The sequence below is a fragment of the Streptomyces sp. A2-16 genome (assembly GCF_018128905.1).
GTDB lineage: Bacteria > Actinomycetota > Actinomycetes > Streptomycetales > Streptomycetaceae > Streptomyces.
Window position 1 is genome coordinate 5,099,721 of record NZ_CP063808.1, and the last position, 12,514, is coordinate 5,112,234.

General features: G+C 70.2%; 12 protein-coding genes. 7 read left to right on the forward strand and 5 right to left on the reverse strand.

Going from position 1 to position 12,514, the window contains the following annotated elements; genetic code table 11:
• Positions 1-63: 63 nt before the first annotated feature.
• From IOD14_RS22860 to IOD14_RS22875, 4 genes are all read left to right on the forward strand, one after another.
• Positions 64-477, forward strand: coding sequence for a DUF302 domain-containing protein (locus IOD14_RS22860; RefSeq protein ID WP_212671366.1), 414 nt, complete (start codon positions 64-66; stop codon positions 475-477).
• 749 nt (positions 478-1,226) lie between these two features.
• Positions 1,227-1,901, forward strand: a complete 675-nt coding sequence (locus IOD14_RS22865) for a CBS domain-containing protein (protein ID WP_123986685.1) — start codon at positions 1,227-1,229, stop codon at positions 1,899-1,901.
• A gap of 156 nt (positions 1,902-2,057) precedes the next feature.
• Positions 2,058-3,083: a 6-phosphofructokinase gene (locus IOD14_RS22870; RefSeq protein WP_123986686.1), complete on the forward strand. Its 1,026-nt coding sequence runs from the start codon at positions 2,058-2,060 to the stop codon at positions 3,081-3,083.
• A gap of 121 nt (positions 3,084-3,204) precedes the next feature.
• A complete protein-coding gene (locus IOD14_RS22875; protein WP_123986687.1) occupies positions 3,205-4,257 on the forward strand; it encodes a class I fructose-bisphosphate aldolase in 1,053 nt (350 codons plus the stop codon).
• Between the two features lie 25 nt (positions 4,258-4,282).
• On the opposite strand, the gene IOD14_RS22880 is transcribed toward IOD14_RS22875, so the two are convergent.
• Positions 4,283-4,729 (reverse strand): avidin/streptavidin family protein, encoded by a 447-nt coding sequence (locus IOD14_RS22880; protein ID WP_123986688.1) that lies wholly within the window; start codon positions 4,727-4,729, stop codon positions 4,283-4,285.
• Between the two features lie 537 nt (positions 4,730-5,266).
• Positions 5,267-5,965, reverse strand: coding sequence for a CBS domain-containing protein (locus tag IOD14_RS22885; protein WP_249126289.1), 699 nt, complete (start codon positions 5,963-5,965; stop codon positions 5,267-5,269).
• Between the two features lie 296 nt (positions 5,966-6,261).
• Here IOD14_RS22885 and IOD14_RS22890 point away from each other — a divergent pair, with 296 nt between their 5' ends.
• The 3 genes from IOD14_RS22890 to IOD14_RS22900 all read left to right on the forward strand — a co-directional run bounded on the left by IOD14_RS22890 (position 6,262) and on the right by IOD14_RS22900 (position 9,291).
• Complete coding sequence (locus tag IOD14_RS22890; protein WP_123986690.1) at positions 6,262-7,596, forward strand: phosphoribosyltransferase; 1,335 nt, start codon at positions 6,262-6,264, stop codon at positions 7,594-7,596.
• 221 nt (positions 7,597-7,817) lie between these two features.
• The gene (locus IOD14_RS22895) at positions 7,818-8,249 is read left to right on the forward strand and encodes an NfeD family protein (RefSeq protein WP_123986691.1); all 432 of its coding nucleotides are present in this window, start codon (positions 7,818-7,820) and stop codon (positions 8,247-8,249) included.
• Positions 8,250-8,253: 4 nt separating this feature from the next.
• Entirely contained in the window at positions 8,254-9,291 is a 1,038-nt protein-coding gene (locus IOD14_RS22900) for an SPFH domain-containing protein (protein WP_123986692.1), read from the forward strand.
• 279 nt (positions 9,292-9,570) lie between these two features.
• On the opposite strand, the gene IOD14_RS22905 is transcribed toward IOD14_RS22900, so the two are convergent.
• The 3 genes from IOD14_RS22905 to IOD14_RS22915 all read right to left on the reverse strand — a co-directional run bounded on the left by IOD14_RS22905 (position 9,571) and on the right by IOD14_RS22915 (position 12,503).
• On the reverse strand, positions 9,571-10,038 hold the full coding sequence (locus IOD14_RS22905) for a hypothetical protein (protein ID WP_123986693.1): 468 nt from the start codon (positions 10,036-10,038) through the stop codon (positions 9,571-9,573).
• Positions 10,039-10,167: 129 nt separating this feature from the next.
• Positions 10,168-11,157 carry a hypothetical protein gene (locus IOD14_RS22910; RefSeq protein ID WP_212671368.1) on the reverse strand — a complete coding sequence of 330 codons (990 nt, stop codon included), beginning with the start codon at positions 11,155-11,157 and terminating at the stop codon, positions 10,168-10,170.
• Between the two features lie 398 nt (positions 11,158-11,555).
• Entirely contained in the window at positions 11,556-12,503 is a 948-nt protein-coding gene (locus tag IOD14_RS22915; RefSeq protein WP_212671369.1) for an NADP-dependent oxidoreductase, read from the reverse strand.
• Positions 12,504-12,514: the final 11 nt, after the last annotated feature.

Sequence of the window (12,514 nt, forward strand, 5' to 3'; positions counted from 1 at the left end):
CACGAGTTCCTCGCACACGGCCGGACACCCGCCCGGCACCAGCCACCGAGAAAGGCCCTGCCCATGCGCTACGACCGCACCGTCCGCCTCGACACCGACTTCGCCACCGCCGTGGAGCGCGTCCGCGAGGCCCTCGCGGAGCAGGGCTTCGGCATCCTCACCGAGATCGACGTCACCGCCACCCTCAAGGCCAAGCTCGGCCGCGCCGCGGAGGACATGGAGGACTACGTCATCCTCGGCGCCTGCAACCCGCCCCTGGCCCACCGCGCCCTGAACACCGACCGCAGCATCGGCCTGCTGCTGCCCTGCAACGTCGTCGTGCGCCGCGACGGCGACCGCACCGCCGTACAGGCCCTCGACCCGAACACGATGGTCACCCTCACCGAACTCGACGCCCTGCGCCCGGTCGCCGAGGAGGCCACCCGGCGCCTCGACGCCGCCCTCGCCTCACTCACGGCGGCGGGCTCGATCGACTGACAGCGCCGCGAGTGACCGCAATCCCGGCAGCGGTGTCTCGTCGACCAGCGCTGCGACCCAGCCGGCGGCTACCGGCCGATCTCGCTGTCGGCTGACCCACCCCCAGGCGCCGGCCGGCCGGACGAGCGGGGGCAGGTGTCGGCGTGGCCCCCTCAGGCATAGTCGAAGTCGGCCAGGAGCGCCTGCATGCGGCGCTCATGGACGGTGGTCCAGACGGCGAGCGGCTTTCCGCCCGGGCGTGGCGAGGGTGACGACGGGGATGGCGGCCGACGGCTGCACGTCGCGGGCGACCGGCCCCGCCGAAATCAACTGTCGGATCGGGCCCCTGACCGCGCGGCGCGTCCCGGTCACAGCCTCGGCCGTGCAGGCAGGCGCCCGGCGCCCCGCGGCGGACCGAGGGAGGCGCGGCACTGGTGGGCCGCACAAGTACCGGTCGACCGGAAGCCGTTGGGAGACGGCATGAGGGCCTTGCCCCGGGGTCGGGCGAAGCAGCGGCATGCCCGCGCGGGCCGCTTGTTCGTGTCGTCGACCTGGGTATGGGCGTCGCGGGTCCTGCTCCGGGACTCGGCCAAGCACCCGCCGGCTTCGGCCGCATGGGCTCAACAACCCTGATCAGAGGGGGCCGGACGGCCCTGTTTCCGGTCCGACCGGACCTGAACGGGTCCTGAGCGGCACTCCTGCGGACGGCCCGTCCCTGACACGCTTGAGATGTGACCGCGCAGGCTGTCATGCCACGAAGGGAGGACGACATGCAGCACCGTACTGTTGCCGACCTGATGAGCCATGATGTCGTCCGGGCCCGGCGCGACACGCCGTTCAAGGAGATCGTCGAGCTGCTGGCCGACAACGGCATCACCGCCGTACCCGTGGTGGACGAACTGGACCACCCCCTGGGGGTCGTGTCCGAGGCGGACTTGCTGCGCAAGTGCTCCACCCGGACCGACCCGTTCAGCCGGACTCCGAAGCCGCACCTGGAGGCGTGGGAGCGGGCCAAGGCAGAAGGCGCCACCGCCGAGGAACTCATGACAGCTCCCGCCCTGTGCGCACGTGCTGACTGGACCGTCCCGGAGGCGGCCCGTCTCATGGCGCTCCGCAATGTCAAACGGCTGCCCGTGGTGGACGAGGCGGACCGCCTCGTGGGCATCGTCAGCCGCGGCGACCTGCTGCGGGTCTTCCTGCGCCGGGACGACGCCATTCGCGACGAGATCACCAAGGACGTGCTGCAGCGGACACTGCAGCTCGCCCCCTCGGACGTGACGGCCGAGGTCCACGAGGGGAGGGTGACCCTCCGGGGAGCCGTCGAGGCCAGCAGCCTGATCCCCATCATCGAACGACTGTGCCGCAACGTCGACGGCGTGGTCTCGGTCTCCGCACACATCGGGTACCGGTTCGACGCCTCCGGGAAAGCCCCTGCCGAGAAGTGAGTGCCCAGATCTCGGGAAACTCGCCGCCGAAGGCCCGGGCGCTCATGATGGACAAAGAGACACCTGGCTCTCCGAGTGCACAGCGCGGAGCCGGCCCGCGACGCATCACGTCGTGGGCGAAGGCCGGCCTGCGCCCGGGGAGAAAGGGAGGAAGCCATGAAGATCGCAGTACTGACCGGCGGCGGTGACTGCCCGGGTCTCAACGCCGTGATCCGCAGCGTCGTCCGCAAGGGAACCCAGGACTACGGTTACACCTTCGTCGGACTGCGCGACGGCTGGCTCGGCGCACTCCACGGCAATGTGCTGCCTCTGGGCATCGCCGAGGTGCGCGGGATCCTGCCTCGCGGCGGAACCATCCTCGGTTCCTCCCGCACCAACCCCCTCAAGCACGACGACGGAGTGCGGCGTATCCGGGACACCCTGGCCGCGCACCAGATCGACGCGCTCATCGTGATCGGCGGCGAGGACACCCTCGGCGCGGCCACGGAGCTGAGCCGCCAGGGGATCAAACTGGTCGGCGTACCCAAGACCATCGACAACGACGTGGCCGGCACCGACTACACCTTCGGCTTCGACACAGCCGTCGGCATCGCCACCGAGGCCATCGACCGGTTGCACACCACCGCCGAGTCGCACATGCGCACGCTGGTGGTGGAGGTGATGGGCCGGCACTCCGGATGGATCGCCCTGCACGCCGGGGTCGCGGGCGGCGCCAACGTGATTCTCGTCCCGGAGCGCCCGTTCGACATCGACCAGGTCTGCGCATGGGTGAAGAGCCGCTTCGAGACCAATTACGCGCCGATCGTCGTCGCCGCCGAGGGAGCCGTCCCCAAGGAAGGCCAGATGATCCTCAAGGACCGGTCCCTGGACGAGTACGGCCACGTACGCCTGTCCGGGATCGGTGAGTGGCTGGCCCAGGAGATCGAGGGGCGCACCGGAACGGAGGCCCGCACGACGGTCCTCGGGCACGTCCAGCGCGGCGGCACGCCGAGCGCCTTCGACCGGTGGCTGGCCACACGCTTCGGACTGCACGCCGTCGACGCGGTCAAGGACGGCGACTTCGGCACGATGGTCGCCCTGCGCGGCACGGACATCGTCCGCATTCCCCTCGACGAGACCCGCGGCAGGACCAAGGTGGTGGATCCGTCGCTGTACGACGAGTTCGGAGTGTTCTTCGGCTGAGGTGCTTCCAGGGCCGTTCGGCCCCCGCCAGGAGACCGAACGGCCCTGTCGCACGATCACGCCGCGCCGCACGGTGGGTGGTGAGCCGAGAGAGCCGTTCGAACCTCGCGGAGGTGGAGCGATGACCGACGTCCAAGGTCTGCTGGGCGACGAGGCGAAGGACCTGCTGACACACACCGCCCAGGGCATTCCCAAAGAGGACCTGCAACTCCCGGGCCCCGACTTCGTCGACCGGGTGATGACCGCGACGGACCGCTCGCCCCAGGTGCTGCGCAACCTGCAGGCCCTCTTCGACCACGGCCGTCTCGCGGGCACCGGATACGTGTCGATCCTGCCCGTCGACCAGGGCATCGAGCACTCCGCGGCCTCCGCGTTCGCCCCCAACCCCCGCTATCTCGACCCGAAGAACATCGCCGAACTCGCCCTCGAAGGCGGCTGCAACGCCGTCGCCAGCACACTCGGCGTCCTCGGGGCCGTGTCACGTCACTACGCCCACAAGATCCCCTTCATCGTCAAACTGAACCACAACGAACTGCTCACCCACCCCAACCACCACGACCAGATCATGTTCGGCAACGTCCAGCAGTGCTTCGACCTGGGCGCGGCCGGCGTCGGCGCCACCGTCTACTTCGGTTCCGAACAGTCCGACCGCCAACTGCGCGAGGTCACCGAGGTGTTCGCCCGCGCCCACCAGCTGGGCATGTTCACCGTGCTGTGGTGCTATCTGCGCAACTCCGCCTTCACCAAGGGCGGCACCGACTACGCCCTCTCTGCCGACCTCACCGGCCAGGCCAACCATCTCGGCGTCACCGTCGAGGCCGACATCGTCAAGCAGAAGCAGGCCCAGAACAACGGCGGTTACCGGGCCCTGGACTTCGGCAGGACGCACGACCTGGTGTACGACCGGCTCACCACCGACCACCCCATCGACCTGACCCGCTGGCAGGTCGCCAACTGCTACATGGGCCGGACAGGCCTGATCAACAGCGGCGGCGCCTCCTCCGGCCACGACGACCTCGCCCAGGCCGTACGCACCGCCGTCATCAACAAGCGTGCCGGCGGTACCGGACTCATCACAGGCCGCAAGGCGTTCCAGCGCCCCACCGCCGAAGGCATCCAGCTCCTCCACGCCGTCCAGGACGTCTACCTCGACGACGACGTCACCGTCGCCTGACACCCGGCCCCCGACCGGTCACGTCTCACACCGACGTCACCTCGCCGCCACCGGCCCGGCTGAGGCCCGAGGCGCCGGCGGTCCGCAGCCGCCGCTCGGCCTGTTCCGGGGAGGGCGGCTCACGGGTGAAGACGTCCTGCCCGACGGCCGTGGCCTCCCAGGTGTTGGCCGCGGTCGCGGAGGCGGTGAGCAGCCAGGTGGCGCAGATCCGTTCCCCGCCCTCCTCGTAGTACTGACCGCTCCAGCTCGTCACCGATCCCGCGTCGGTGCGCCCGTTGCGCCAAGCCACCGTCCAGCCGAGCGGCGTCCCGTGGTCCGGGACACCGGCCGCCTCGCACCGGCCGATCAACGGGTACGTCCCCACGGCGTGCCCGGCGGCCGAGACGTAGGTGCCCCTGACGCAGCCGGTCGGATCTGCCGTGATCCGCATGTGTGAGCCGATCTCGTTGTACCAGTCGCCGCTGATGCCCATCGTTCACCCCTCCTTGGCTTCCCCTCCTGCCGTGCACCCTTCTCCTCCACTACAGGCGGGGCACAGCAGGACCGCCAGGGCCGAACAGACCACTTCACGGCCCGAAAAATCCGACTGCCGCCCTGTGTCACGTGACGGAAGACCGCCCGAGTCATCTCCTGGAAGACCGCCTGAAAAGGCAGGCGCCGGACCCGTCGGCCGTACGAGAATCACCTACGACGACAAAGTCGTCGCCGTCGGCCCGGCAGGGCCCGGCGCCGGGGCGGGTGACCGGCCCGCCCCTTTCCCGAGGACCGCTTCAGCGGTCTGCGCCGGTCCCCGAACCGGCGCCGTCCACGAGACCCGCACGCCCGTCCGTGATCGCCCTTGGCGGCCACGGGGAACGTCGGTGACGAGGCACTGGGTGAAGAACCTGCTCCTCATCACCGGCTCGCGAACTCGTCTTCGAGTCTCGCAACCGCTTGAGGCTCCTCGGCATGGGTCGAACGGCTCTCCAGGGGACCCACCGGACCACCGCACCCTCGTCAGGACTCGTCCTCACATATGACCGAAGGCCCCGGCGGCGGAGCGTGCCCGGCTGCCGGTCCGGCGATGGGTGAGGCGGCTGCTGACCGCCACGACACCATCCACCTGAGCGGCGATCCGCGTCGCGAGTTCGACATCGTCGCGCAGTTCCAGCAAGCCCTTCAGTGTCACCACTCCCGCCTCGACACCGACATCCACCGCGTAGCGGGGAACATCGAGCCCCGAGGTCACCCGCCGGATCACGTCACGTCGGATCTCCTCGTCCGTGCGCAGGAAGACCCGCAACAGGTCACCACGGGTCACGATGCCGACCAGGCGACCCGTGTCGTCGACCACCGGGAGCCGTTCCACGTCACGCTCGCTCATGATCTTCGCGGCCTCCGTGAGGTAGTGGTCCGGGGAGGCGGTGATCGCGGGCCGGGTCATCAGGCGAACCGCGGTCCTTGCCCGGGCCTTGGCCGCGGCCGTGCGGGCCGAGCGGGTCAGCTTCGGACGGCGGACGTGCCTGCGCCCGTGCTCCTCCGCTTGTTGCGCCTGATGCTGCAGGAGATAGGTCTCGGAGATCACTCCGACGACCTTCTCCTGACCGTCCACCACGGGCAGACCGCTGATGCGGTTGTCCGACAGCAGCCGCGCGACCTGCTTGAACGACGTCTGCCCGCCGGTACTCACGACCTCGTGGGTCATGACGTCCTTGATTCTGCGGTACATCACCGCCCTGCTCCCTTCGTTCTGCCGTCCGGCTGACGCCCGGGCAACTCCTCATCCACTGCCCAGCCTTGGACGGTGTGCCGGACAACGCTTGAACCCATGGGGCACAGCTCATGCCCACCAGCCCCTTGCCACCGACCCGCTCGCGGTGAGCCGTCCGACAACGCTCCCGCTGGACGCCCCGTCCCGGAGGAGAGGTTCCGGAAGGGTCTGATGGTCCCGAATCGGGGCCGGACGTCTCTGTTGCCGTGCTCGCCCACGCGCTGCAATCAGGAGAGACGGAGAGGCGGTGTGCCATGCGTTTCGACGACCGTAGGGCGGCGGGGCGGCAGCTGGCCTGGCGCCTGGAGTTCCTGCGCGGCCAGGACATCGTGGTGGCCGGTCTGCCGCGCGGCGGGATACCGGTGGCTTACGAGGTGGCTCGGGCGCTCGACGCGCCGCTGGACGTACTGGTGGTGCGCAAGCTGGGCGTGCCCTGGCAGCCGGAGCTGGGCTTCGGCGCCATCGGGGAGCGTGGAGTGCGCGTCCTCAACGACGACGTGCTCGACCAGACCGGGCTCGGCCCGGCCGAGCAGGACACCGTGGAACAGGCAGAGCGGAGCGAGCTCGAGCGCCGTGTGCGGTGCTACCGCCCCGATGGCGGACCCGTTCCGGTGGACGGGCGGACCGTGGTGATCGTGGACGACGGTCTGGCCACCGGCGCCACCGCCGAGGCGGCCTGCCAGGTCGTCCGAGGCCGGGGCGCGGCCCGGATCGTGCTCGCGGTGCCCGTCGGCCCGGCCTCCGTGGTCGCACGTCTGCGGAGAGTGGCCGACGACGTGGTGTGCCTGCAGACCCTCCACTTCCTCGCCGCGGTCGGCGCCTGGTACCACGACTTCACCCAGACCTCCGACAGCGAGGTGACCGAGCTGCTCGCCCGGGCCGCCCGGCCCACGCCGTCCCCGCTGCCCCCGGTCTCCGCACCCGAGCCGCCGACCCACGAGGTCGAGGTCCCGGCCACCGGTGTACGGCTGGGAGGACGGCTCGTACTGCCCCGCTCCGCCCCGGCGGTGGTGGCCTTCGCGCACGGCAGCGGCAGCAGCCGGGGCAGCCCGCGCAACCGCTACGTCGCCGGCGTCCTCAACCGGGCCGGGCTGGGCACACTGCTGCTCGACCTGCTCACCGAGGACGAGGAGCGCGACCGCGCCAACGTCTTCGACATCGTCCTGCTCGCCCGACGCCTGCACGCCGCCGCCCTCTGGCTCAGTGACGAAACAGCCCTGACCGTGGGCTGCTTCGGCGCCAGTACCGGTGCGGCCGCGGCGCTGGAGGCCGCCGCCGTACCGGACTCCGGCATCCGCGCGATCGTCTCCCGTGGCGGCCGCCCCGACCTGACCACTGCCACCGCAATGGAGCAGGTACGCGCCCCGACGCTCCTCGTCGTCGGCAGCCGCGACACCCGGGTACTCGGCCTCAACCGACGCGCCGCCGAGCGACTGCACTGCGTGCACCGGCTCGCCGTCGTCCCCGGCGCCACACACCTCTTCACCGAGCCCGGCACCCTGCAGGCGGCCGCCCGGCTGGCCTGCGACTGGTTCACCACCCACCTCGCCCGCCCGATTCCGGCCACACCACATGGCCGATCGGCGTGATCCGTCCTCGTCCTCGGCACCGCGACCCGCCCGAGTGCCGAGCCCCATCCGTGAAAGCGGGGCCGATCAAGTGGGGTGGTCGCTCGGCTTGCCCCGGCCCGGCCGACTCCTGTGAATCGGGGTGTTTCTTGCTCAGGGGTATCGCGTTTGTCTCCTGCCGGAGTCCAATTGGAGGAGAAGGCAAGTCCATCCTCATCCGCTCAGGCGAGAAGAGGCACGCAATGGAGCCGTGGCTGATCTGGTTGATCATCGCATCCGTGCTGGCTGTGGCAGAGATCTTCACCCTGACCGCTGCACTCGGGATGCTGAGTGCGGCCGCGATGGTCACGGCACTCTGCGCCGCACTCGGACTGCCCTTGCCCATTCAGTTCCTGGTGTTCGCCGCCGTCGCCACGGTCAGCGTGCTGGTCGTACGCCCCATCGCACTGCGCCACCTGATCCAGCCCCAAGCGGCCCGATTCGGTGTGGACGCACTCGTCGGCAAGTCTGCCTATGTCCTCACGGAAGTGACGGACCTGGGCGGCCGCGTCCGCATCGACGGTGAGGAATGGACGGCCCGCCCCTATGACGAAACGCTGGTGATTCCCGCTGGAAAGACCGTCGACGTCATAGAGATCAGTGGTGCCACCGCGCTCGTCTACCCCCGGGACTGAAACCATGGAAACCACGGCTTTCCTGATAGCCGGTCTGATCCTCGCACTGTTCGCGGTCTTCACCGTGGTGAGGGCGGTGCGCATCGTGCCCCAGGCGCGCGCCCGCAATGTCGAACGGCTCGGCCGCTATCACCGCACCCTGACTCCTGGCCTCAGCCTCGTCATCCCCTACATCGACCGCGTCCACCCGTTGATCGACCTCCGCGAACAGGTCGTCTCCTTCAAGCCGCAGCCGGTCATCACCGAGGACAATCTGGTCGTCGAGATCGACACCGTGCTGTATTTCCAGGTCACCGACCCACGCGCGGCCTTCTACGAGATCGCCAACTTCCTCCAGGCCGTCGAGCAACTCACGGTCACGACCTTGCGCAACGTCGTGGGATCCATGGATCTGGAGAAGACCCTCACCTCGCGAGACACCATCAACAGCCAGCTCCGTGGTGTGCTGGACGAAGCCACCGGCAAGTGGGGGCTGCGGGTCAACCGGGTGGAGATCAAGGCCATCGATCCACCGCAGTCCATCAAGGACGCCATGCAGAAGCAGATGCGGGCCGAACGCGACAAGCGGGCCGCGATCCTCACCGCCGAAGGCCAGCGGCAGTCACAGATCCTCACCGCCGAGGGTGACAAGCAGGCCGCGGTGCTGCGCGCGGAGGGCAATCGCACCGCCGCGATTCTCCAGGCCGAGGGCCAGTCCCGGGCCATCGACGAGGTCTTCCAGGCCGTACATCGCAACGACCCCGACCCCAAGCTGCTCGCCTGGCAGTACCTCCAGACACTGCCACAGCTCGCGCAGGGCGCGGGCAGCACGTTCTGGGTGATCCCCAGCGAGGTCACCTCGGCGCTCCAGGGGGTGTCCCGCGCCTTCACCGAGGCGCTGCCGCAGTCACCGGCCACCCGCGAGAAGGCCGCAGCCGACAGGCCGGCGGATGCGGCCAGCGACACCGCGCAGGCCGAACAAGCCGCAGCCGCCGCCCTCGCCGACGCGGCCAGGGCCGACCGCGTCATCCCCGATCCCCTGCCCTCCCAGCCGCCTCGGTGACGGGGACGGCTGAACAGGTCGGAAGCCTGGGCTGCCCGCCCGGCGATGAGGACATCACGGGTGTCGTCGCTGGTGAAGACCTCGCCCATGTTCACACGCGAGCGGCGAAGGTGGGGAGCACGAGCATGCCGGAGACCGGCGGCGACCAGCTGGTGTTGTCCGCGCAGGAGACATGGGCAGGGGTGTCAGGCCGCCGAGGGCACCGAGACTCGAGCCGGTCATGACGGCACGGCCCGTCGGCGCGACGCCGACGGGCCGTGACCGGACCTGTGACAGGGGTCAGCTGATGAAAGAGCCCGGGGCGCAGGCGCTCGCGGTCACCCAGGTGTGCGACTCGATGCTGTTGTTCATGTACACGCCGTTGGTGTAGCGGTTCCGGCCAAGGTCGTCCACGTACTTCTCGCCCGGCTTGAGGCAGCCGTACGCCCTGTCGTCGTACTCCTTGAGGTAGTAGAAGGCCACGACGTCCTTGCCGCCGACGAAACCGCTGTTCATGACGGACGAGGCGCGGTTCACGTCGCTGCCCTGGAAGGGGCCGAGGCCGTCGCCCCATGCCGGGTCGCTGCCGGGGGTGACGCCGAGGAGTTCGCCGCCGCAGTCGGTGCCGTCCCAGGCGCGGACGTTGCCGTCACGGCCGTGGCTGTTCCAGTTGGCGTTGCAACCGGGGCCCGCGTGGGCCGTGGCCGGGATGGCAATGCCGAGGGCCGCCAGGCCGAGAGTGGCGACGGATACGGTCAGTTTGCGCATGACGGATTCCTGTTCTGCTTCCGCCTCGTGGGAAGCGTGGGTGGGGGTGACGGTCCGCGAACGTCGTCGCGAGGGTTTGTCCGTGACGCGGGGTCACGGAGGGTCAAAGGGTCTGTGCCGCGGCCCGGTTCAGGTGCGGGCCGGGACGATGTGCTCGGCGCGGGTGAGGGCGTGCCGCTGCATGCGCCGGTGGGCGTCGAGGGCGTTGCCGTACTTGGCGGTCAGTTCGCCGACGTAGTGGGTCTCGCGCCGCTCGCCGATCGACCGGAGGGAGACCGCGCGGGCGCAGGTGGCGTCGGCGACCGCGATCCGCGTCTCGTTCGCGAAGGTCCTGGCCTCCTCGGCGCGCGTCTGCTCCGCGCTGTGCTCGCGCGTGGATCGGCGGGCCGCGTCGGGGTCGGCGAAGGGGTGGCCCGCCTTGCTCATGCAGCGCGACCAGGCGTCCACCGCACTCGTGAACTCCTTGTCCCGCAGCAGCTTGCCGACATACAGGGGACGCAGGTTGCTGACGGTCGAGTCGGAGCGGAACCATGCCGCCGGATCGCCGTACAGCGTCTTCTCGGCCTGGCCGGCGCAACCGCCCACCTGCTTGGTGATGGTGCCGCCGGACGGCGTCGGCGACTTCAGCACCACGGCGTCGCGGCCACCGTCCATCGCGATGTCGTAAGCCTTCTGGCGCGAGCGGGAAAGGGACGCCCGGTAGGCGATGTTGGGGTTGCGCAGCCGGGCGCGGTCCTCCTTCGCCATGATCCGGCTGCCGTAGCCGTGGGCGCGTGCCCAGTCGACGTCGTCCTGGACGTAGCCGATCGGCCGGCTCTCCTCCAGGCTCAGCGGCTTTTCGTCCCAGAAGCGGAAACCCTGTTTCCGCATGCAGCTCGTGATCAGATGCTGCTCGGCGTCGGAGATCCGCAGATCCTGGGCGTAGGTGAGCTTCTCGCCCGCGGTGGTCGCCTTGGCCTGTGCGGCCGGCGCTGCGTGGTGGGCCGCGTCCGTGGCCGCCGTGCACCCGGTCAGGACGAGCGAGGCCAGCGCGGCGATCGCACCCACCGCGGTGGTCGCGCGTCGCGTGCGGCGTCCACCCGGTACCACCGTCCGGCGTGGGTCGTCGGTGCGCTTCATCGGCATGCTCCCGGGGCGAGGTCTGACTGGCCTGTGCTTACAAGCCGTTGACGCTCCGGAGGACACATCTGTATGACCCTGGCCGCACATTTCTTTTCTCTCGTCGGCGGTCATACGAGGACAGCCGGCGAACCGTCATCTCTGGACGCCTGGCGGCCTTCTCGGGCTCGGAAAGCGGGCGAGGCGACGGGGAGGAAACCGGTGCGGGACGGGTCGAACAACCCGAGGGTCCGTCACCGCCTGCCAGGCCGTGGTCAATCTGCGCCGCCAGGCGGGCGGGACCGTCGACGGCGTACTCGACGGCCTCCTGCCTGTCGGCTTCCCGGGAACGTGACGAGCCCCGTGGGCTCACGCGCGACCGTCGATCGGAGTCGGTCCTCGACCGGACCGGGAGGGGGTCATGGCACCAGGACGATCTTCCCCGTGGTGCGACCGGTCATGATCTGACGATGGGCCGCAGCGGCCTCGCGCAGCGGGTGGCTGCCGGCGATCAGGACGCGCAGTCGCCCGTCCGCCGCTGCTTCGACGAGCTGCAGCCGAGCGGCCTCGCGGACGTCCGTGCCCGGGTCCGCGCCGGGCGCACCGCCGAGGAGCTTGATGCCTGCCTGGGCCCCGCGCACGAACCCCGCGATGGTGGCGATGCGCGAACGGTCGGCCACGAGTTCCACCGAGACGTCCACGGCCTCGTCCGTGCCCACCAGGTCGGCCGCCGCGTCGACGCCCTGGGGCGCCACCGCGCGTACCCGGTCGGCCAGGCCGGCCCCGTAGGCGACGGGGACAGCTCCGAGGTCGCGCAGCAGGTCGTGTTTGGGCGAGCTCGCCGTCGCCACGACCGTGGCGCCACGGGCCACCGCCCATTGCACGGCGACCAGGCCCACTCCCCCGGCCGCACCATGGATCAGTACCGTCTCGTCCTTGCGCAGACCGATCGCCTCGAGAACGTGCACGGCGGTGACGCCGGCGGCCATCAGGCCTCCCGCCTCCTCCCAGGACAGGCCGGCCGGCTTGGGCACCACCGACGCGGCGGGGACGACGAGTTCGGCCGCGTAGGCGCCTGCCGCTGGGTAGACGATCACCTCGTCGCCGACCGCGACCGGGCCGGAGGGACCGTTCGCACGGGTGCCCACGGCGGTCACCACACCGGCTGCCTCCACGCCCAGCCGCAGGGGCAGCTTCGCCGGATCGGTTCCGAAGGCGCCGCTGTACACCTTGTGGTCGAACGGGTTGACACCGGCGGCACGAACCTCGATGCGCACCTGACCCGGACCGGGCTCCGGGACGACCTCGTCGATCACCGACAGCACCTCGGGGCCGCCGTACGCGCTCGCTACCACTGCCTCACTCATGTCTGCACCAC